Here is an 18,713-nt window from a genome sequence, read left to right as displayed (position 1 = left end):
CGCAGGCGCCAACAATAGATGACGTTGCGCGCAATAATACTTGGGGCCGCTGCTGGTGGCGGCCTTCCGCAATGGAATTGCGGATGTGAAAACTGCAATCTGGCCCGAAGCGGACATATTCCGGCGCAGACGCAATCATCACTCGCGGTCTCACCCGATGGCAAGAACTGGGCCATCCTGAACGCGTCTCCGGATATTCGAACGCAGCTTGGCAATACGCCCGTCCTGTATCCGACCGGGTTGCGAGAGGTGCCGATTCAATCGGTGCTGGTGACGAATGGTGACATCGACCATGTGGCTGGCTTGCTGACGCTGCGTGAGATGCAACCATTCACGCTGTTTGCAACCCAAAGCATTCAGGACGTCATCGCGCAGAACCCGATTTTCGACGCCTTGAACGCCTCGGTCGTGACTCGCGCGCCGATCTCGTTGAATCAGACGTTCGATCTGGTTCCCGGCTTGCAGGCAACATTGTTTTCGGTGCCCGGCAAAGTGCCTCTGTATCTAGAAGGGGAACATGTCAAAACCGAATTGGTTGGCGAACAAACCGTCGGGGTGGCACTGAGCGCGCAGGGGAAGACGGCATATTACATACCGGGCTGTGCCGCGTTGACGCCCGAGCTGCGCGCCCGGCTTGACGAGGCCGATCTATTGTTTTTCGACGGCACACTTTGGCACGACACGGAAATGGTGCAGGCCGGGTTGGGTCAGAAAACGGGCAAGCGCATGGGCCATATGTCGATGGACGGCCCCGATGGATCGATCGCTGGTTTCGACGATATGAAAATCGGCCGGAAAGTGTTCATCCACATGAACAACACCAATCCGGTTCTGCGCCCCGACAGCGCCGAGAACGCCCGGGCACGGGCGAAAGGCTGGACGATAGGCCAGGATGGCATGGAGGTAACCCTATGACCCAAAGCCGCACAGAGTTCGAGGCCCGGCTTCGTCAGATCGGAGCCGAGCGTTACCACGACCTTCATCCGTTTCATCATCGCCTGCACGGTGGTCAATGCACGCCTGACGAAGTGCGGGCCTGGGTGATCAACCGCTACTATTATCAGCATTCCATCCCAATGAAGGACGCCGCCTTCATGTCGCGTGTAGAAGATCCTGCGCTGCGCCGAGCCTGGCGGTCGCGGATCGAAGATCATGACGGCACGGAAGACAACGAAGGTGGTATCCGGCGCTGGTTGCGACTGGCCGAAGCCGTCGGTCTGGATCCGGACTATGTCGCCTCATGCGACGGCGTATTGCCTGCCACCAGATTTGCGGTGGATGCATACGTGCGATACGTCCGCGAAAAGTCGTTGCTGGAAGCGGTTGCGGCCTCACTCACAGAACTGTTTGCTCCCAAGATTCATGCCAACAGGATCGAAGGCCTGCTTCGGCATTACGATTTTGCGGATGACAGCTCACTTGCCTATTTCCGCAACCGCCTGAAAGAAGCCCCCAAGGATGTGGCCTTTGGCCTGGCATGGGTATTGGATCATGCCGACACCGCAGAAAAACAGGACGCGGCAGCCAAGGCACTGATATTCAAGACCGATGTCCTCTGGTCGCAGCTGGATGCCCTGTGGGGCGCCTATGTCGAGCCTGCCCGAATTCCTCCGGGGGCATGGAAGCCGGACACCGGTTTACGGATGCGGCAGGCGTCGTGATGTTGGCGCAGGAGGTCCCCTTGCTGCCGCGTGGTGTCCGCATCCATTTCGATTCCGTGCGGGAACAATGGGTTCTGCTGGCACCTGAACGGGCCGTGACGCTGGATCAGATCGGACATGCAATTCTGAGCGAAGTAGACGGCCAGCGCAGCTTTGGTCAGATCACCGCAAGACTGTCCAGGAAATACAACGCCCCGGAAGAACAGATTGTCGAAGACAGCTCGGGGTTTCTGGATGCCCTTCGGGTGCGTCGCTTTCTGGATGTCGTCTGATGCAGGTAAACTCCCCTCCCCCCATTGCCATGCTCGCCGAGCTGACGCATCGATGTCCGTTGTCCTGCCCTTATTGCTCCAACCCAGTCGAAATGGCCAAACTCGACAACGAAATGGATACCGAAAGCTGGGCACGTATTTTCAGAGAAGCGGCGGCGCTTGGTGTCTTGCAATTGCATCTGTCCGGTGGCGAACCCGCATCCCGCCGCGATCTGGTTGCGCTGGTCAATGCCGCGCGTGAGGCCGGGTTGTATACCAACCTGATCACGTCGGCGATCGGCCTGTCCGAGCGACGCCTGCATGAGCTGGACGACGTCGGCCTGGACCATATCCAGCTTTCTCTTCAGGGTACCGACGCTGCGATGGCGGACAAGGTAGGCGGCTATCGGGGCGGGTTTGACCGCAAGATGAAAACGGTCGAATGGATCAAGAAGATCGGGTTTCCGCTGACCCTGAACTTCGTGCTGCACCGTCGCAATGCCCACCAACTGCCGCGGGCGCTGGAACTGGCACAGGAGATGGGTGCCCGGCGGATCGAAGTTGCAACGGTGCAGTTCCACGGCTGGGCCTTGCGGAACAAGGATGCCTTGATGCCGACGCGGGAACAGGCGCAACAGGTGACGCGACAGGTGGCCGAGGCCAGGAAAATCCTCAAGGGGCAACTGGTCATCGACTATGTTCCGGCGGACTATCATGACGACTACCCCAAGCGATGCATGGGCGGCTGGGGGACAACCGGGCTGAACGTGGCGCCAGACGGTCAGGTTCTGCCTTGCCATGCGGCACAGTCCATCCCGCATCTGACATTTGACCGGGTACAGGACAAACCGCTTGCGGATATCTGGTTCCATGGCAGCGCGTTCAATGCCTATCGCGGCACGGATTGGATGTCGGACCCGTGCAAAACCTGCGAACGCAAAACCATTGATTTTGGTGGCTGCCGCTGTCAGGCCATGGCCGTTATCGGAGACGCAGCCGCCACCGATCCGGTTTGCATCAAATCACCCCACCATCAGACCCTGCAAAACCAGGCAAACGAACATGCCGCCAAATCGGATGCACCCTTTATATATCGTACCGCACCCGGTGCCGCGAGAGAGCCCGCAGAATGACCCTAACCAAGAACCGCACCGCTGGGCCCGGGTACCAGATTCAGGATCCGGTCGGAAAGCCGCTGTGCTTCCGGTTTGGAATGCGTCACGAACAGGGTCGCCGGGCGATGCCGCGTGATGAGGTCCTCGGTCAGCGTCAGCATCGTCTCGGCCGTTTCGGAATCCAGTGATACAAAAGGCTCGTCCATAATCAGAAATTCAGGCTGCCCGGCAAAGGCGCGCGCCAGAGAAAGCCGGCGCTGCTGACCCAATGACAATTGACCGGGAAACAAATCCCCCTTTCCGTCCAGGCCAACGTCTGACAGCGCAGCGTCAATGTCAGCCTGCGACAGGTCACCATGGATCAGGGCGAGATTATCGAAAGCCGAACGCCATGGCAGCAAAGTGGGTTCTTGAAACACAATGGCAAGCCGATCCGGCCGCACGATCTGGCCTTCGAAATCCGGGTCAATGCCTGCCACCAATCGCAGCAACGTCGTCTTTCCGATGCCCGATGGTCCGGTCAGCGCGACCGTTTCCCCGGCGGCGATGTCAAATGCAATGGGGCCCAGAACGGCGTGGTGTTCAAAGCGCTTCTTTCGGATGTCAATTCGGATCATGCAGTTCTCCACCGTCGAGCGCTACGCTCCAAAGGTTGAAGAACCAGCCATTCGACAACCAGCATGACGGCAATGAACGAAAACGCGTAGACCAGCACCATTGCCACATCAAACAGCTGAAAATACAAGTGGATTTGAAACCCGACACCGGATGAGCGCCCAAGAAACTCGACCACGAGCACGATCTTCCAGATCAGAGAAAGTCCGGACCGTGCGGCAGCTGCGATAAACGGGGCAAGCTGCGGCAGGATCACATGGCGCTGTCGCCTTTGCCACGGCATCCGGTAGACCCGTGCCAACGCATCCAGATCCGGGCTCAGCGCCCGGCCGCCCTCTCGGAGGATCGTCGCGACATTGGGAATTTTGTTCAGCGTAACCGCCGTGATCGCCGCAGCCTCGGTCAATCCGATCCAGAGGTAACACAGCACGATCAGAACCAGCGCGGGCAGGTTCAGGAAGACAACCAGCCATGGATCGAGCCAGCGGTTCAGCGCATCCGACCGCCCCATGGCCAGGCCAATGATCGTTCCCAATGTCATTGCCAGCACGAACGCCCAGATCACGCGTGACAGGGTCGCGCCAAGGCTGCGCAGCAACTCTCCTGATGCAAGCTCGTGATGAAACCGGGGGATCAGGTCCCAGGGTTGCGGCAGTATCTGAGGGTCTGCGGTCAGCGACGCCGCAACAATCCACAACGCCACAAGGCCTGCGATAGACAAAAGCGGCGTGAGGCGCGCGTTTTGCATCTGATCCTATTCCACGTCAGCAAAAAGACCCTGTGGCACAGTCGTCGCGGCGCCCACCAGTTCAGCCCCGCCCAATTCGGCCATAAGTTCCAGCATCTTGTTGGTCGCGACCGCATCAACCGGGCGGCGATCGGGAATACCGGCGATCCAATCGAGCTTGAGTTGTTCAAACTGTGCATCGGACGAGACGTTCATGCGCGGTCTGATCGCCTCCCATGCTTCGGGCGAATTGGCCAGCAGGTCCTTGGCGTCGCGGCTGGCGGCAAACAGGTTTTGGGCAAGGTCGGGGTGTTCGTTCAGAAAACTCTCTTTCAGGTAATAGCCCAGCAAGGGCGTATTGGTGTCGAGACCCAAGGCCTGCCCTGCTTCCTCAACCGAGATCAGCTCTTTCATGCCGGACGCTTTCATCTTGGCCAGGAAATGCCAGAAATTGATCGCCCCGGCATAATCGCCGTTCAAAGCAGATTTGAAGATCAGAGGCGGCGCACCGAACACCTGTTCGGTGTCGGCTTTCAAGTCCATCCCGTATTCCTTTGCTGCATATGCGCGCAGGATCAGCCAGGATTTATCCAGCGGTCCACCCGCGATGCCGATCTTGCCGCCCGCCAGGTCCTTCAAACTGGTTGCCGGGCTGTCAGCGGGCACAACCACCCCGCCCACGGCCTTGGAATAAGGAATGAACACATAGTCCTTGCCGGCAGCCCTTTGACGAGCAACCCAAATCCAGTCGGCAACGGCCAAATCAGCCTCATCCCCCTCGACCGCGATACGCGTCGCGCCATTGTCGGCAAAAGGTTGAACATCAAGGACAAAGCCATGTTTCCGATCCAGACCGTTCCGGCGAATGGTCTCAAGCTCCCAATTCACCGTTCCGATCTTGAGTACGGCCGCGCGAATGGTCGGCAGGGTCTCGGCGGCCAAAGCCCCCGAACTGAGTGCAAATGCAAGGCACGCGGCAAGAAGTTTGAACATGACCCGATCCCGTTTTTTCGCTATTCCGCCTTTCGGCTGACTTCATTCAAGTCTTTGTCCAGTTTGATATCGAACTGGTTGCCGCCCTTGCAGATGACATCGTCCAAATCATAACCATCATCTTCAACCTCGATGTCATCCGGGTCCATCTGGCACTCGACCGAGGCAAGATAGGCCTCGATCTTTGCCACCGTTTCGGCATCAATGTCGTCGGCGAAAGCCGGGGCCGCCAGAAGCCCGGCGGTTATCAACATTGCAAATCTTTTCATGATGTTATCTCTCCGTTACTGAATACTCACCGTAATGCGTTGCGTATCGCCGGTGGAACCGGGGATGCGAATTTCATGACTGCCGGGTTTGATCGCGATAAACGACAATTCGGCGACGCCGGCCTTGTCGAACTCGATGCTGTCCACCGCCATCGGACGGATCTCGATCTTGTTGATCACGATCTCATTCATCCAGATCGCGCGAAAGAAAGACGGCCCCTCGATGGCCAGTTCCGCCGAACCGTCAGCGGTGATCTCAAGCTTGTAATATGCGCCGGATTGCAGAACCACGTCCTCACCCAGCGGTTGCCCCGAAGCAAGCGTCAGCTCGATGGTTTCCCCACGGTTGCATTTCGCCAGAAGCCCGGCAAATCCCAGATCATCGCACAGAGGTGCCGCCGATATCGGCCCACCCAGCGCCGCGACCATCGCTGCGATCAATAGTTTCTTCATTCCTGTCCCTCCCAGAACTTCAGTCAATGGTCACCACACCCCAGGGCTGTTGTCCGACCTGCACCGATTTGATCGCCTTTTCAGAGGCGACATCGATGATGGTGATGTCGTTTGAATTGCCATTCGTGGTCAGCAGATATTTTTCGTCCGGCGTGAAATCCAACTGCCAGACCCGCTGCCCCACCAGGATATAGTCCAGCACTTCAAGACTTTGCGCGTCAACCACGGCAACCCGGTTTGCGGGCCCCAAAGCTACGAACAGGCGTTTGCCATCCGATGTCACCTTGGCACCGACCGGCTGCAACCATTCCGGCTGCACGCCCGCTACTTCGAAGCTGATCTTGCCGACAACCGTCGGCGTTCCGTCTTCTGCAATGTCCATGACCGTGACGGTTCCACCGATTTCCGATGTCACGAACAGGCGCTTTCCATCCGCTGTATACTGGGCATAGCGCGGGCGCTGGTCGACCAGGACATTATGCTTGATGGAATAATCCTCGGTGGAAATGAAATGCGCCATGTTGGTGGTCTCGGACGTATTGACCACGAACTTGGCGTCGGGGCTGATCCCCATGCCCTCGGGCTCGACGCCAACGGGAACCTCGGCCAGAATGGTGCGGGTTTCAGTGTCCGTGACCGTCACCAGATTGTCGTCCTCATTGGCGATATAGAGCCGCTTGCCCGAGGGTTCGAGAATGAAAAGCTCGGGATCCGGACCAGAGGGCAAACTGGGAAGTTCTTCATAGGTCTCGGTATCAAATACCCGGATGATATTGTCATCCGAGGCACAGACATACAGCGTGCCGCCATCCGGGCTGACGGTGATCCCGCGCGGTCGGTTGCCGCCTGGAAATTCGGTGATCACCTCCCAGGTTTCGGTATCAACCACGGTAATCGTATTGCCCCGCTCGTTCGAGACAAAAGCCTTGCCCGCAAACACGGGACCCGCGGTCAGCGCAGCACAGGCAACGGTCAACAACAGTCGTTTCATCAATACCTCCGGTTACTCAAATGCGCGACAGCTGGATTCCGCCCGATCCAACCCCATCGTATCAAGCGGTGAGACCTGGTGCAGAAACCCCTCTTGCGGGCTGACGCTGACAGTGATCGACCCGTCATACAGAAGGATCGGCTGACGCAACTGACCGTTCCAATCGCGGAAGGTCACTTTCTGTCCTTTGAATGCGGCAAGCTCAAACTCGTCCGACAGAGCATAACCCCGAACACCTTCGGCCTCTGCCGTACTGGCACGGGTCACGGCCTCGCCGATCACGCGCAGTGCAAGCCAGGTGTTGTAGTCTTCGGGGCGGACATAGCGGCCTGTCAGATCCTCGAAACGGGTCTGGAACTGGGTCGCGCCCCATGCCTCATGCGCGCCGTGAAACGTCGTTGGGCGCAAGCCGCCTGACCCCATCACGGGGCGCGGGGTCCAAAGGTGATAGGACAGATAGCGCGCGAAATAATCGGTTTCGTCCGCGGCAATCACAACGTCATGGTCTCGCGCATCCTGCGTGTCCAACGGCAATTGGCGTTGAACAAGGACATGACCGGAATCCGTTCTACGAGATCCCCCGGTATCCGCGAAGGTTCGATCTTCTGCAATCTTCGCGCCGAACTTGTTGGCTGCGCGGCGATACGCGTCCGCAAGCTGGACGTCCTCGGGGTTGGATCCCGCCAACAGGAACCAGTCGCCCCATTTCTTCCAGACGGCAAACTGTGCGACCGCATCGGCCTTCATGGCGCGGGACGGGGCGATATGAAGCAGGTTGCCCCGGCAGTTTGCGTCGCGAAGATCGACATCAGGTGCAGACACGTTGAAAACAAGCGCCCCGGACTCTGCCGCCTTGTCCGTCAGGCGCAACATGTCAGGGGCTTTGGCCAAAAGGACGATCAGGCGCACGCCTCCGGCAAGGATCTGGTCCATTGCGGCGTCAGCCTCTTCCGGCGGAACGGCCATCGTGACGGTCTCGTATGTATGTCCCAGAAATCCGCCCGTGGTTCCGTTATCCTCATCCCCAAGCGCGGCACCGGCAAATCCCAGGTCGTCCGGTTTCAGATCATAACGCGAGATCGGCAGAAGCGACGGATAGTCGATCCGCAGCACCGCAGCCTTTACATCCAGCGCCGCCGCGGTCATCGCGGATGCACACCAAAGAAGCGCCGCAAGCAGCGGCAGCAGGCGAATATTCAAGATGTCCTCCCGTTGCCTGAAAGTCAGAGTTCAGGTTGAAACATCCGGGGCATAGCGCCCCGAAAAACGGAACCGATACTTTTGGCCGTGTTGTAAAACAAAGCCTATCAGCTTCATCATTGAGCTCGATTCTTATTTTATAAGAATGCGCGTATACGGTTGATCTTGCTGCGGTTTCCCGCGACACCCGCCGATTTTTCATAGGGTGTCGCGGGTGACCAGCGAGGTGCGCTCGCATGTCAGGTCTGACAGAAGAAACGCCGCGAGCGCGCAGCGTGTGCCAACGCTTTGCGCATTCAGGGAGGACATGGAATGAATCGACGATTTCTTCTTGCCGCAACCGCCGCTCTGCTGGTTCCGGGTCTGGTTTGGGCCCACGGGCCGACCCGGCAGAAAATCACGCTGACTGCCGAGGTCGCAGCCTCACCAGAAGAAGTCTGGGCCGTTGTCGGGAACTTTGATGACATGTCGTGGCATCCGGCTGTGTTTGCGACCGAAGGAAATGGCGGCAATAAGATTGATGCGACCCGATTGCTGACACTTGGCCAAGAAGGCGGTCCGACGATCAATGAAATTCTGTATAAGTACAGCGCAGAGAAAATGAGCTACTCCTACCGGATCACCGAGGTCGCGGTAGAGGTGCTGCCAGTCACCAACTATTCGTCGCATCTGACGGTAAAACCGCGCGAAGGAGGTGGTTCGATCATCGAATGGCGCGGTGCCTTCTATCGCGGGTATCCAAACAACGATCCTCCGGCCGAGTTGAATGACGAAGCCGCCATTGCCGCCGTGACCGGCGTCTATCAGGCGGGTCTCGACGCGTTGATCGAGCGGTTCGGTGCGGCAAGTTAGCCACGCGCTGATGTTGTTTTTGGCGCTCTCTGGCAGCCCGACACTGGCACAGACAGCATTCATCACCTGTCAGAACGGTGAGGAACTGAGCCGGGTGGATCTTGCACGGATGCAGGAAACGGCCCGCTGGCCCCTACCTGGCAAGCCTGCGGGTGTGGCGGTTGGTCTGGATGAAACGCTGTTCACCGTATCCCCGGACAGCAAGATGGTCAGGCGTCTGTCTGCCAAGACCGGTGAAACGATCGCACAAGTCACGCTTGAAGGGGGGCCGATTGGAATCGCACTGGATCAGGATCGCGGGCGGGTTTTCGTCTCGGACTGGTACAACTCCCGACTGTGGGTGCTGGACAGTGAAACTCTGAAAGTTCAATCCGAGTTGCCCACCGGAGCCGCCCCGGCGGGTATTGCGATATCAAAAGACGGGCGTTTTCTGGCGTCGGCCGACAAGGACGCGGACCAGGTGTCGGTTTTCGATTCCGACACTCTTCAGCCTCTGCACCGCAGCCCGGTTGGATCACGCCCCTTCGGGCTGCGTTTTGACCCGGATGGGCGTCTGTTCGTCGGCAATGTCGGCAGCAATGATGTCAGCGTGGTCGATGCGGAAACCGGCTCCGTCCTCGCAACGGTCCCGGTCGGAGAACGCCCTTACGGCATCGCCTTCGCCCACGGCCGGGCGTTCGTCACGAACCAATATGCCAATACGCTCAGCGTCATATCTCTGGCGACGCTCGAACATGAGGGCGTGATTGATGTTGGAGAATACCCCGAAGGCATTGATGCGACGGCGGGCGAAGATCTTCTGGTCATCGCAAACTGGTTCGACAACACCGTCAGCATCGTGGACCCGCAGGCACTGTCGGTGTTAGAAACAATGGAAACCTGTGATGGGCCCCGTGCCTTTGGCAGGTTCCTGCAAGGAGGACGACCATGAAAGTTTCTCATCTGATTGCAGTCCTGTTCTGTGTGCTGGCGGCTCCGGTTTGGGCATCCAACGAGGCATGGGAAAATGTCCGAGCGATGTTGTATGGCGACCGACCGATGCAAAACGGAGATGCGTTCATCGCGATTGATGCCCCCTATCGCACGCCCGACGATGCGCGGGCTCAACTGGCGGCTCAGGTTGCGGCCCCTCGGGGGACGAAAGTGGCCAAGGTGACTTTGGTGCTGGACGAAAACCCGATGCCGGTTTCTGCCGTGTTCGAGTTGGAACAACCATTGCCGAGTTTCTACTTCGACGTGACCATGCGCGTGAACGGCCCGACGCCGATGCATGTCATCGCCGAAACCACGGATGGCCGCCTTTGGGTATCGGAAACTTTTGTCAAAACCTCGGGTCTTGGCGCCTGCGCGGCACCTCCCGGAACTGATCCGGAACTGGCGTTGGCAAACCTTGGAACGATGGAGGCCGAACTGGTGGGCCGCGTCCCTGGGTTGAACACGCGGACACGATTGTCCAGCCTTGGGGCGGATCGGGCCAACAAGATGGATCTGAACATTGATCACCCGTCGCATTCCGGTATGCAGATGGATCAGATTTCCCTGCTGTTCATTCCGATGCGATATGTAGAGACCGTGGATATCGATCTTGATGGCGCGGGGTATGTCCAGATGACGGGGTCGATTTCACTGTCCGAAAATCCAAGGGTCGGCATTTCCGTTCCAAGCAGGGCGCAAGCGGTTGACGTGACCATGACGGACACGGACGGCACGGTCAGTCATTTACACAAAAAACTGGCGGGTTTTTAGATCAGCCGCCTCCGGCAACGGGTTGGCCTGGGGCTGGCTTTACCCGTTCCAGCGGATAGCCCCACAAGGCCCAGCCGTCGGTACCTTCCGGGAACCAATAAACTTTGGTGTATCCCCATTCGATTGCGCGTCGGGCGGCATTCCAGCTCATCCAGCAATCTTCCAAGCAAAAGAACACGAGACCGTGGTTGATATCGCCATTGGTGCTGGCTTCTAGGCCGGTTCGAAAATAGTCTGCCGTAACATCGGCAATTGCGCCGTAGCCGACATTGGGCAACCACAGTGATCCCGGAATGCTGTCGCGCGGCTTGTCGCGCCAGATCGTGCCTTCAGGCAGATTGGCCGGTTTGGGCGGCTGCGGCAAAACGTCGATGAACGCGACGCTTTGTTCCTGCCACAGGCCGTGCGCCTCTTCCGGGCCGATGACCGTCCCGCCGGTTATCTGATCCGGCACCGGCGCGCGGTAGTGGTCCATGCGATAATCACCTGGTTCGGGTACTGTCTGCGCTATTGCGGCAGTCGAGATCAACGCAATTGCCACCGTTGTCCGTATCATTGCGACAGGTCCAGAACCTCTGTCCCCAGATCATTCACCAAGGGAACACCGGCCTCGGCCAATAACGAATTGATCTCGTCCTGGTTGCGCCGGATCAGGGAATTCAGCTGTCTCTGCCATACCTTCTCACCCTGCCGCACGCCCATGGTGATGCGATAGAACAGGCGCGGCGGCAGCTCTTCCTTGACCAGTGGGATCACCTTGAAATCAGGATAGTCCGCCTTGACCAATGGTCCGCCCAGCGGGCCCCAAAGAATGGCCGCATCGATCTCACCTGTTTGCAGGTCATCCAGCATGTCGATGGCCGGGCTTTCCACACGTCGGTCAACGAAGAGGTTATAAGGCTTGGCTTGCCCGATCAGCCCGTTCCGCGCCATATGAGCCGCAGGCGGTGTACCCGCCACGATCCCGATCCGTTTCCCTTTGAGCATGGGATCGTTCAGCCTGTCCACCTGGGCCAGATCACTGTCCATCGGCACGATCAGCGCATAGGCGGACGTGTAGTAGTGGTTGGTGTTCTGCACCAGCTCATGACCTTGCGCATAACCGATCACCACATCGCAACGTTTGGCGGCCAGCGTGTTCCGTATGAAGCCTGTCGCCTGCGGAAACCAGACATATTGCACGGGCAGTTCCAGCTTTTCGGCAATCAATTCGGCCAGTTTGTTTTCATATCCCGATCCATCCTTGGATGACACGGGATAGTTGGCTGGATCCGCACAAACGCGAAAAGCCGTTCTTGAAACCAGGTCAGACGTCTGCGCCGACACGGGCACTGCCTGACAAAGCCAGACGCAAAGTCCGAAAATCGGCAGGCAGGCCTTAGCCCATACACGCATCTTCATCCTCGCGGATCACGTCAGATTTCGCCTCTTTCTTGGGAGGGCGGCCACGCGGGATCGCGCCCGATCCATGGGCTTTGAGATATACATAGATATCATCAAGAAAGCACATCACATTCGGGTTGTCGCCAAATCCCGGCATCACCGAGTTTTCAGCGGCGTTCACCACCTGGCGGCCATTGGTGACGATATCAACGAAGTCGTAATAATCCATTTCCAACGCTGAGTTTTTCAGAGCCGGCGCATAGGTCGAGCCCTCGCCATCCGGGCCATGACAGACATGGCATTCTGCGTGATAGCGCCGGAAGCCTGAAAATGTCATCCAGTCCACGGTTCCATCCTCGGCCACGTTGAATGTCGGGATATCGTCTTCGGTGTAATACCGTCCATCTTCGGAATACGCGACTGTCAGATTGTCAGCAATGGCGGCAACAGGAAGGCACAATGCAAGAATTGATGCCAGAAGACGTACAGAATGGTTCATGGAACGCTCGTTTCTTTTCAAGTGAAAACCGGCGCGGTCCGATTGAACCGCGCCGGCCAGATCTTTGGCTTAGTTCGGCAATGCGAACACGGTGAGCTGACCGCCCAGCGCGGTATAGTCGCTGAGTGCGGCATAGCCACCCACGGCGCCCAGCCCGTCATTCGGGTTGGTCAAACCAGCCGCCAGACCAATACCGGCCCAGCCACCGACACCTGACAGGATGCCGATATACTGCTTGCCACCTTGCTCGTACGTCATCACGTTGCCGATGATACCAGAGGGTGTTTTGAACTTGTAAAGTTCTTCACCTGTCTCGGTATTCACCGCCTTGATGTAACCTTCTAGTGTACCATAGAAGGTGACGCCTCCTGCGGTGGTCAGCGAACCCGACCAGACCGAGAACTGCTCGGGTATAGACCACTTGATCTCACCTTTGATGTTGTCCCAGGCGATGAAGTTACCCATACCACCGTGGCTATCCGGTGCAGGATACATCGCCAGCGTCGCGCCCACATAGGGTTGACCGGCGGTGTAGCTGACACGGAACGGCTCGTAGTCCATGCAAACGTGGTTCGTTGGCACGAGGAACAGACCAAGGTTCGGGTCATACGACGCCGGCTGCTGGTCTTTGGTGCCCAAAGCCGCCGGGCAGATACCGGTCGAGTTCACGTCCTCGCCGTTCTGTTCCGTCGAATACTGCGCAACCACGGCCGGGCGGCCATAGGTTTCGCTGTTGGGATCCATGTCGACGCCAGTTGTCCAGTTCACAACCGGGTCGAATTTTTCGGCCACCAGCAGTTCACCCGTGACGCGGTCCATGGTGTAAGCCAGACCGTTGCGGTCGAAATGGGTCAGCAACTTGCGCTGCTCGCCATCAATTTCCTGTTCGGTGAGGATCATTTCATTGATGCCGTCATAGTCCCACTCGTCATGCGGCGTCATCTGGTAGAACCATCTTGCCATACCGGTGTCGATGTCACGCGCCATGATGGTCATGGACCAGCGGTTGTCACCCGGGCGCTGCGCCGGGTTCCAGGTCGATGGGTTACCCGTGCCGTAGTACATCAGGTTCTCGTCCAGATCCGCAGAATACCAGCCCCATGTGGTGCCGCCGCCAATCTTCCACTGATCGCCTTCCCAGGTGTTTGTACCCGAGTCCGCGCCAACCGGCTTACCCAGATGGGTGGTTTTTTCCGGATCAACAAGAATGTCCGAATCCGGCCCCATGGAATAGGCCCGCCAGACCTGCTCGCCCGAGTTCATGTCATAGGCCGTAACTGACCCGCGCACACCGAATTCGCCACCCGAGATGCCGACAATGACCTTGTCCTTGATTGGCAACACCGTGGCTGTGTTGGTTTCACCAATCGCCGGGTCGCCATTCTGGACTTCCCAGACGACATCCCCGGACTTGGCATCAAGCGCCACAACCTTGGTGTCGGCCTGATGCAGGAAGATCTTGCCATCCGCATAGGCCACACCGCGGTTCACCGTGTCACAGCACATGACCGGAATCACGTCCGGGTCCTGCTTGGGCTCATACTTCCAGACGATTTTGCCCTCATTTGCCAGATCCAGAGCATAGACAATGTTCGGGAACGGCGTGTGGACATACATCATGTCACCAATCACCAGCGGTGAACCCTCGTGCCCGCGCAGAACACCGGTCGAGAAGGTCCAGGCCACTTGCAGATCACCTACATTGTCTGCGTTGATCTGATCCAGTTCGGAATAGCGCTGATTTTTGTAGTCACCCGTCTGGATCGCCCATTGTTTCGCGTTCTCCATCTGGGCAACCAGGTCGTCATTTGCATAGGCCGTGGTGGCCAGTGCAATGGCAATCCCGGAGGTCCAAAGCGATAGATTTTTCATTCAATCTCCTCCCTTTCGTGCAGCGATCTCTCTCTGCATTGCAACACCTCACCCAGGTCGGATTACGGTGTCTGTTGATGCTCGCCCCGACCGACGGTTTTCCGGTCGCATAGGTGGGAGAGCAATGCGATCTCTTACGACCCGTTGTCCTCAAAGGTCGCAAGATATGCGATGATGTTGGCCCGATCGTCCTCTTTTCGCAGCCCGGCGAAGGTCATCTTGATCCCCTTCGCATAGTCGCGCGGTTTCGTCAGAAACGCGTCCAGTTCTTCGGGCGTCCAAACCAGCCCTTCTTCGGACAGCGAAATCAACACCGGTGAATAGCCAAACCCTTCGACGGTTGCGGCCTGACGTCCAACGATGCCGTTCAGCACCGGCCCCACCTTGTTTTCAGCCCCCTCGCCCACCGCATGGCAGGCCTTGCACTTGCGAAAGACCTTCTCACCCGCTTCGGGGTCGCCATCGGCACTTGCGAAGGCGGGGGCAAGCATGAGGCAGGTTGCTGCGAATACCGTTCTGATCACTATCAATCTTTCCTTGTTATTTTCATTGGCTGAGACGTTCCGCGTGCCATTCGACATGGTCGCGCGCAAAACTGTTCACGAAGAAATACGAATGGTCATACCCCTCCTGGATTCTGATCTGTCCGGGCTGGCGGCGCTTTGCCATCATGTTGGCCAGAGCTTCGGGTTTGAGCAGATCAAGGAACTGATCATCCGCGCCCTGATCGATCAGCAGGTCACCTTTCCAGCCGTGCTCTTCCAGCAGCAGCGTGGCGTCATGCGCGACCCAAGTGTTTTCGTCGTCACCCAGATAGCTGCTGAGCTGCTTGCGGCCCCAATCCGACCGCGTCGGGTGCGCAATCGGCGCAAAAGCCGAAAGAGACCCGAATTTGTCGGCGTTGCGTATCGCGATCGTAATCGCACCATGTCCACCCATGGAATGGCCCGTGATCCCGTGGCGATCCTGAACGGGGAAATTCTTCAGTACTATGTCGCGCAGTTCGTCGACGATGTAGTCATACATCCTGAAATGGGCCCGCCACGGGTCCCGGGTGGCGTTCACGTAGAACCCGGCCCCCTGCCCCAGGTCATAGGCGTCATCATCGGCAACATTGTCGCCACGCGGGGACGTATCGGGAAACACAACCGCGACACCGTAGTCCGCGGCCGCCTCCTGAAATCCACCTTTGGTCATCGCGTTTTCATGGGTGCAGGTCAGGCCGGACAAGTACCACAACACCGGCACCGGGCCGGATTTGGCCTGAGGCGGCAGGTAGACGGCAAAGGTCATCTCGCAATCACAGGTCTCGGACGAGTGGGAGTACACGGTCTGTTCCCCTCCGAAACTGCGGTTTTGCGAGATAACCTTCAAACCCATGTCAGTACTCCACGACCGCGCGGATCGATTTACCCTGGTGCATCAGGTCAAAGCCGTGGTTGATTTCATCAAGCGTCAGCTTGTGCGTGATCATGGGGTCGATCTCGATCTTCCCGGCCATGTACCAATCCACGATCTTCGGAACATCCGTCCGGCCCTTGGCACCGCCGAACGCGGTTCCGCGCCATGACCGGCCGGTGACCAGCTGGAACGGACGCGTCGAAATCTCGGCGCCAGCGGGTGCCACACCGATGATGATGCTTTCACCCCAACCTTTGTGTGCGCATTCCAAAGCGGTCCGCATCACGCCGACATTGCCGGTCGCGTCAAAGGTATAATCCGCACCGCCGCCGGTCAGTTCGACCAGATGCGCCACGATATCACTACTGACGTTCGAGGGGTTCACGAAATCGGTCATACCGAAATGAGTCGCCATTTCGGCCTTTCCGTCGTTCAAGTCGACACCAACGATCTGATCACAGCCCGCCATGCGACAGCCCTGAATGACGTTCAGGCCGATTCCGCCCAGACCAAAGACCACGCAACGCGAACCAATTTCAACCTTGGCGGTGTTGATGACGGCCCCGATGCCGGTGGTCACGCCGCAGCCGATGTAACAAATCTTGTCAAACGGCGCATCCTTGCGCACCTTGGCCAACGCTATCTCGGGCACAACGGTGTGATTGGCAAAAGTCGAACAGCCCATGTAGTGGTGGATCGGTGTGCCATCCAACATGCTGAACCGCGTCGTTCCATCCGGCAACAGACCGGCACCCTGAGTCGCCCGCACTTTCTGACACAGGTTCGTCTTGGGGTTCAGGCAATATTCGCATTCGCGGCACTCTGGTGTGTACAGCGGGATCACGTGATCCCCGACGGCAAGGCTGGTAACGCCTTCCCCGACCTCCAGAACGACCCCGGCACCTTCATGGCCCAGAATTGCAGGGAAAATCCCTTCGGGGTCATCTCCGGAACGGGTAAACTCATCCGTATGACATAGACCGGTCGCCTTGACCTCGATCAGGACTTCACCTGCTTTCGGGCCATCCAGCTCAACCTCCATGATTTCCAGAGGTTGGCCTGCCGCCACAGCAACCGCCGCGCGTGTTCTCATCTCCGTCTGTCCTCCCATGGCACCGGAATCAACCGCAGTCCGGCAGCTTGGGTCGAGTATGGGGGCGAGCACCACGTGCAAACAATTAAGACAATGGTGTGTATTGGGCTGAATGGACTTCGCGCGCACATTTCATGCATGATGTCCGCGTGGAGGAAAGCTGTGATGTCAAACGGCAAGCTGATTGTTTTGGCGCTGGCCTGTCTGGGTGCGGCTGGCCCTGGCTTGGCTGCGGATTTCTCCGATCCAACGTGGCCGTGCATTCAGCGCAAGGTCGAGGACCTGTCGCTGGGCCTCATGTGGCCGTATCAGGTTGTTGACGGCGAAACCGCTGAAAACAGTACCGACATCGACGAAATCGCCGGGCTGTTGGCCCTGAGGCGGATCGAACTGGAAGACCTTCGGCCCCAGGTTGCAGAGTTCGCCGCGCGGCACAACGGGGATCCGGATATTCTGGGTCAGGTGTTCCAGCGCGTCTTTGACACCTTGTCCAAAAGGCGCAAGCACATCATCGCGGGGATCGGAGAGTTTTCGCTCAAGCAGATCGATCTGGCCGAAAAGATTGATCTGGCCAGGGTGGAAATGGACCAAGCCCTGTCCTCCGACCCGCCCGACTATGACCGCGTTGACGCCCTGGAAGAGCAGCTGGATTGGGATCAGCTGATCTATTCTGACCGTCAACGCTCGATCACCTATCTGTGTGAAACGCCGCAAATCATCGAGCGGCGCCTGTTCGCGATTTCGCAAATGCTGCAACAATTGACCTCAGACCAGGGTTGACGCAGCGGCCTCGGGGCAAGGAGGGGCACATGAAACACGTATTGATCATCTTTCTGACGCTGTCGCCCCTCTCGGCCCTGGGCCAGTCCCCGCTCAGCGGCGTTGACATGACCCTGCCCAAAATGACCCAAGCGCAAATGACCCGCGCCGATGTCGTGGCCCGGCTTGCGGCTGCAACGGCCGACGCGCCCGCCGATTTCACCCGGGTCTGGCTGAACAATCTCGACTTGTCCGGGTTGGATTTCAGCAACGCGATCCTGCGAGCGACATCATTGAACGGCACCAATTTGTCGGGATCGACTCTGGACGGCGCGATTCTCAGCCAATCCTGGATGATCGGCGCCAACCTTTCAGGCGCATCTCTTGTCGGGGCCGAGCTGTTCCAGACTCAGCTCAGCCAGGCGAATCTGAGCGATACGGATTTCACAAACGCCAGAACAGCCGCCGATTTTACCAAGGCCAATCTGAACCGGGCAGTATTCAAAGGGGCGGATTTTTCGGCCGACATGCGCAACCAATCCATGGGGCTTATGCGCGGAGTTCTGTCCTCGGCTCGTGGATCGGACGTGGATTTCACTGATGCGCAAATGTCCCGCGCCGATCTGGAATTTGCCAAATTGCCCAACGCCAATTTCACCAATGCCGATTTGTCGATGGCCACATTGGGCGGGGCTGACCTGACAGGGGCCACTTTGTCCGGTGCCGATTTTACGAATGCCGATTTGACGGCAACGCGGCTGACTGATGTTCAGGGCGCAGATCAGGCCAATCTGAACGAAGCGAAAAACCTGGATCGGGCCATTCGCTGACCG

Annotated in this window: 23 protein-coding genes; 9 read left to right on the top strand and 14 right to left on the bottom strand. The window is 58.1% G+C overall.

Translation table 11 applies throughout. The annotated features are described in order from the left end of the window. Positions 1-18 precede the first annotated feature (18 nt). From pqqB to pqqE, 4 genes are read left to right on the top strand one after another with little or no spacing between them, the layout of a single operon-like run. The gene (gene pqqB, locus ACR0E2_RS09565; RefSeq protein WP_480446232.1) at positions 19-915 is read left to right on the top strand and encodes a pyrroloquinoline quinone biosynthesis protein PqqB; all 897 of its coding nucleotides are present in this window, start codon (positions 19-21) and stop codon (positions 913-915) included. Then, positions 912-1,661, top strand: a complete 750-nt coding sequence (gene pqqC, locus ACR0E2_RS09560) for a pyrroloquinoline-quinone synthase PqqC (RefSeq protein ID WP_171232375.1) — start codon at positions 912-914, stop codon at positions 1,659-1,661. Before pqqB ends, pqqC begins: the two co-directional genes overlap by 4 nt. Then, a complete protein-coding gene (gene pqqD / locus ACR0E2_RS09555; protein ID WP_253282467.1) occupies positions 1,619-1,933 on the top strand; it encodes a pyrroloquinoline quinone biosynthesis peptide chaperone PqqD in 315 nt (104 codons plus the stop codon). The genes pqqC and pqqD overlap by 43 nt, the downstream gene beginning before the upstream one ends. Beyond that, positions 1,933-3,045 (top strand): pyrroloquinoline quinone biosynthesis protein PqqE, encoded by a 1,113-nt coding sequence (pqqE, locus tag ACR0E2_RS09550; RefSeq protein ID WP_480446231.1) that lies wholly within the window; start codon positions 1,933-1,935, stop codon positions 3,043-3,045. Before pqqD ends, pqqE begins: the two co-directional genes overlap by 1 nt. A gap of 2 nt (positions 3,046-3,047) precedes the next feature. Here the strand turns inward: pqqE and ACR0E2_RS09545 are convergent, their stop codons facing one another. From ACR0E2_RS09545 to ACR0E2_RS09515, 7 genes are read right to left on the bottom strand one after another with little or no spacing between them, the layout of a single operon-like run. Then, the gene (locus ACR0E2_RS09545; protein ID WP_480446230.1) at positions 3,048-3,644 is read right to left on the bottom strand and encodes an ABC transporter ATP-binding protein; all 597 of its coding nucleotides are present in this window, start codon (positions 3,642-3,644) and stop codon (positions 3,048-3,050) included. Beyond that, positions 3,641-4,390, bottom strand: a complete 750-nt coding sequence (locus tag ACR0E2_RS09540) for an ABC transporter permease (protein ID WP_171229288.1) — start codon at positions 4,388-4,390, stop codon at positions 3,641-3,643. The genes ACR0E2_RS09545 and ACR0E2_RS09540 overlap by 4 nt, the downstream gene beginning before the upstream one ends. Positions 4,391-4,396: 6 nt before the next feature. After that, positions 4,397-5,362, bottom strand: a complete 966-nt coding sequence (locus ACR0E2_RS09535) for an ABC transporter substrate-binding protein (protein WP_480446229.1) — start codon at positions 5,360-5,362, stop codon at positions 4,397-4,399. Between the two features lie 20 nt (positions 5,363-5,382). After that, on the bottom strand, positions 5,383-5,631 hold the full coding sequence (locus tag ACR0E2_RS09530) for a PepSY domain-containing protein (RefSeq protein ID WP_171232378.1): 249 nt from the start codon (positions 5,629-5,631) through the stop codon (positions 5,383-5,385). A gap of 15 nt (positions 5,632-5,646) precedes the next feature. Beyond that, positions 5,647-6,084: a cupredoxin domain-containing protein gene (locus ACR0E2_RS09525; protein WP_480446228.1), complete on the bottom strand. Its 438-nt coding sequence runs from the start codon at positions 6,082-6,084 to the stop codon at positions 5,647-5,649. A 19-nt stretch (positions 6,085-6,103) separates the two neighbouring features. Next, positions 6,104-7,075 (bottom strand): YVTN family beta-propeller repeat protein, encoded by a 972-nt coding sequence (locus ACR0E2_RS09520; protein WP_171205913.1) that lies wholly within the window; start codon positions 7,073-7,075, stop codon positions 6,104-6,106. A gap of 12 nt (positions 7,076-7,087) precedes the next feature. Continuing rightward, positions 7,088-8,221: an ABC transporter substrate-binding protein gene (locus ACR0E2_RS09515; RefSeq protein ID WP_480446472.1), complete on the bottom strand. Its 1,134-nt coding sequence runs from the start codon at positions 8,219-8,221 to the stop codon at positions 7,088-7,090. Positions 8,222-8,587: 366 nt separating this feature from the next. Between ACR0E2_RS09515 and ACR0E2_RS09510 the strand changes: the two genes are divergently transcribed. The 3 genes from ACR0E2_RS09510 to ACR0E2_RS09500 are packed head-to-tail and all read left to right on the top strand — an operon-like array spanning position 8,588 to position 10,873. Beyond that, positions 8,588-9,127, top strand: a complete 540-nt coding sequence (locus tag ACR0E2_RS09510) for an SRPBCC family protein (protein ID WP_480446227.1) — start codon at positions 8,588-8,590, stop codon at positions 9,125-9,127. Next, positions 9,114-10,058, top strand: coding sequence for a YncE family protein (locus ACR0E2_RS09505; RefSeq protein ID WP_480446226.1), 945 nt, complete (start codon positions 9,114-9,116; stop codon positions 10,056-10,058). The genes ACR0E2_RS09510 and ACR0E2_RS09505 overlap by 14 nt, the downstream gene beginning before the upstream one ends. Further along, entirely contained in the window at positions 10,055-10,873 is an 819-nt protein-coding gene (locus ACR0E2_RS09500) for a quinoprotein dehydrogenase-associated SoxYZ-like carrier (RefSeq protein WP_480446225.1), read from the top strand. Before ACR0E2_RS09505 ends, ACR0E2_RS09500 begins: the two co-directional genes overlap by 4 nt. Position 10,874: 1 nt before the next feature. On the opposite strand, the gene ACR0E2_RS09495 is transcribed toward ACR0E2_RS09500, so the two are convergent. The 7 genes from ACR0E2_RS09495 to ACR0E2_RS09465 form a co-directional block, all read right to left on the bottom strand. After that, positions 10,875-11,429 carry a PQQ-dependent catabolism-associated CXXCW motif protein gene (locus tag ACR0E2_RS09495; RefSeq protein ID WP_171640690.1) on the bottom strand — a complete coding sequence of 185 codons (555 nt, stop codon included), beginning with the start codon at positions 11,427-11,429 and terminating at the stop codon, positions 10,875-10,877. Then, the gene (locus ACR0E2_RS09490; RefSeq protein WP_371809338.1) at positions 11,426-12,268 is read right to left on the bottom strand and encodes a substrate-binding domain-containing protein; all 843 of its coding nucleotides are present in this window, start codon (positions 12,266-12,268) and stop codon (positions 11,426-11,428) included. Before ACR0E2_RS09490 ends, ACR0E2_RS09495 begins: the two co-directional genes overlap by 4 nt. Beyond that, positions 12,252-12,755: a c-type cytochrome, methanol metabolism-related gene (locus ACR0E2_RS09485; protein ID WP_480446224.1), complete on the bottom strand. Its 504-nt coding sequence runs from the start codon at positions 12,753-12,755 to the stop codon at positions 12,252-12,254. The genes ACR0E2_RS09490 and ACR0E2_RS09485 overlap by 17 nt, the downstream gene beginning before the upstream one ends. A 69-nt stretch (positions 12,756-12,824) precedes the next feature. Continuing rightward, positions 12,825-14,627 carry a methanol/ethanol family PQQ-dependent dehydrogenase gene (locus tag ACR0E2_RS09480; RefSeq protein WP_171118316.1) on the bottom strand — a complete coding sequence of 601 codons (1,803 nt, stop codon included), beginning with the start codon at positions 14,625-14,627 and terminating at the stop codon, positions 12,825-12,827. A gap of 134 nt (positions 14,628-14,761) precedes the next feature. Further along, a complete protein-coding gene (locus ACR0E2_RS09475) occupies positions 14,762-15,118 on the bottom strand; it encodes a c-type cytochrome (RefSeq protein ID WP_480446223.1) in 357 nt (118 codons plus the stop codon). Positions 15,119-15,173: 55 nt separating this feature from the next. Beyond that, the gene (gene fghA / locus ACR0E2_RS09470; protein WP_216601148.1) at positions 15,174-16,007 is read right to left on the bottom strand and encodes an S-formylglutathione hydrolase; all 834 of its coding nucleotides are present in this window, start codon (positions 16,005-16,007) and stop codon (positions 15,174-15,176) included. Between the two features lies 1 nt (position 16,008). Further along, the gene (locus ACR0E2_RS09465; protein ID WP_480446222.1) at positions 16,009-17,121 is read right to left on the bottom strand and encodes an S-(hydroxymethyl)glutathione dehydrogenase/class III alcohol dehydrogenase; all 1,113 of its coding nucleotides are present in this window, start codon (positions 17,119-17,121) and stop codon (positions 16,009-16,011) included. 165 nt (positions 17,122-17,286) lie between these two features. On the opposite strand from ACR0E2_RS09465, the gene ACR0E2_RS09460 reads away from it, so the two are divergent. Both ACR0E2_RS09460 and ACR0E2_RS09455 read left to right on the top strand, forming a co-directional pair. Beyond that, positions 17,287-17,901, top strand: coding sequence for a hypothetical protein (locus tag ACR0E2_RS09460; protein WP_171229300.1), 615 nt, complete (start codon positions 17,287-17,289; stop codon positions 17,899-17,901). A 29-nt stretch (positions 17,902-17,930) separates the two neighbouring features. Then, positions 17,931-18,710, top strand: coding sequence for a pentapeptide repeat-containing protein (locus ACR0E2_RS09455; protein ID WP_480446221.1), 780 nt, complete (start codon positions 17,931-17,933; stop codon positions 18,708-18,710). The last annotated feature ends 3 nt before the right edge of the window (positions 18,711-18,713 follow it).

The sequence above is a fragment of the Ruegeria sp. A4 genome, assembly GCF_056543025.1.
The sequence above is the reverse complement of the archived record's forward strand: the minus strand, read 5'-3'. Positions and strand labels throughout refer to the sequence as shown.

Coding starts and splice junctions, on each gene's coding strand:
- ACR0E2_RS09530 (WP_171232378.1), bottom strand. CDS start 5,631: ATGAAAAGATTTGCAATGTTGATAACCGCCGGGCTTCTGGCGGCCCCG.
- ACR0E2_RS09465 (WP_480446222.1), bottom strand. CDS start 17,121: ATGAGAACACGCGCGGCGGTTGCTGTGGCGGCAGGCCAACCTCTGGAA.
- ACR0E2_RS09490 (WP_371809338.1), bottom strand. CDS start 12,268: ATGCGTGTATGGGCTAAGGCCTGCCTGCCGATTTTCGGACTTTGCGTC.
- ACR0E2_RS09485 (WP_480446224.1), bottom strand. CDS start 12,755: ATGAACCATTCTGTACGTCTTCTGGCATCAATTCTTGCATTGTGCCTT.
- ACR0E2_RS09515 (WP_480446472.1), bottom strand. CDS start 8,221: ATGACCGCGGCGGCGCTGGATGTAAAGGCTGCGGTGCTGCGGATCGAC.
- ACR0E2_RS09460 (WP_171229300.1), top strand. CDS start 17,287: ATGTCAAACGGCAAGCTGATTGTTTTGGCGCTGGCCTGTCTGGGTGCG.
- ACR0E2_RS09475 (WP_480446223.1), bottom strand. CDS start 15,118: ATGCTTGCCCCCGCCTTCGCAAGTGCCGATGGCGACCCCGAAGCGGGT.
- fghA (WP_216601148.1), bottom strand. CDS start 16,007: ATGGGTTTGAAGGTTATCTCGCAAAACCGCAGTTTCGGAGGGGAACAG.
- ACR0E2_RS09545 (WP_480446230.1), bottom strand. CDS start 3,644: ATGATCCGAATTGACATCCGAAAGAAGCGCTTTGAACACCACGCCGTT.
- ACR0E2_RS09495 (WP_171640690.1), bottom strand. CDS start 11,429: ATGATACGGACAACGGTGGCAATTGCGTTGATCTCGACTGCCGCAATA.
- ACR0E2_RS09535 (WP_480446229.1), bottom strand. CDS start 5,362: ATGTTCAAACTTCTTGCCGCGTGCCTTGCATTTGCACTCAGTTCGGGG.
- pqqD (WP_253282467.1), top strand. CDS start 1,619: ATGGAAGCCGGACACCGGTTTACGGATGCGGCAGGCGTCGTGATGTTG.
- ACR0E2_RS09455 (WP_480446221.1), top strand. CDS start 17,931: ATGAAACACGTATTGATCATCTTTCTGACGCTGTCGCCCCTCTCGGCC.
- ACR0E2_RS09540 (WP_171229288.1), bottom strand. CDS start 4,390: ATGCAAAACGCGCGCCTCACGCCGCTTTTGTCTATCGCAGGCCTTGTG.
- ACR0E2_RS09500 (WP_480446225.1), top strand. CDS start 10,055: ATGAAAGTTTCTCATCTGATTGCAGTCCTGTTCTGTGTGCTGGCGGCT.
- ACR0E2_RS09510 (WP_480446227.1), top strand. CDS start 8,588: ATGAATCGACGATTTCTTCTTGCCGCAACCGCCGCTCTGCTGGTTCCG.
- ACR0E2_RS09520 (WP_171205913.1), bottom strand. CDS start 7,075: ATGAAACGACTGTTGTTGACCGTTGCCTGTGCTGCGCTGACCGCGGGT.
- ACR0E2_RS09480 (WP_171118316.1), bottom strand. CDS start 14,627: ATGAAAAATCTATCGCTTTGGACCTCCGGGATTGCCATTGCACTGGCC.
- pqqC (WP_171232375.1), top strand. CDS start 912: ATGACCCAAAGCCGCACAGAGTTCGAGGCCCGGCTTCGTCAGATCGGA.
- ACR0E2_RS09525 (WP_480446228.1), bottom strand. CDS start 6,084: ATGAAGAAACTATTGATCGCAGCGATGGTCGCGGCGCTGGGTGGGCCG.
- pqqB (WP_480446232.1), top strand. CDS start 19: ATGACGTTGCGCGCAATAATACTTGGGGCCGCTGCTGGTGGCGGCCTT.
- pqqE (WP_480446231.1), top strand. CDS start 1,933: ATGCAGGTAAACTCCCCTCCCCCCATTGCCATGCTCGCCGAGCTGACG.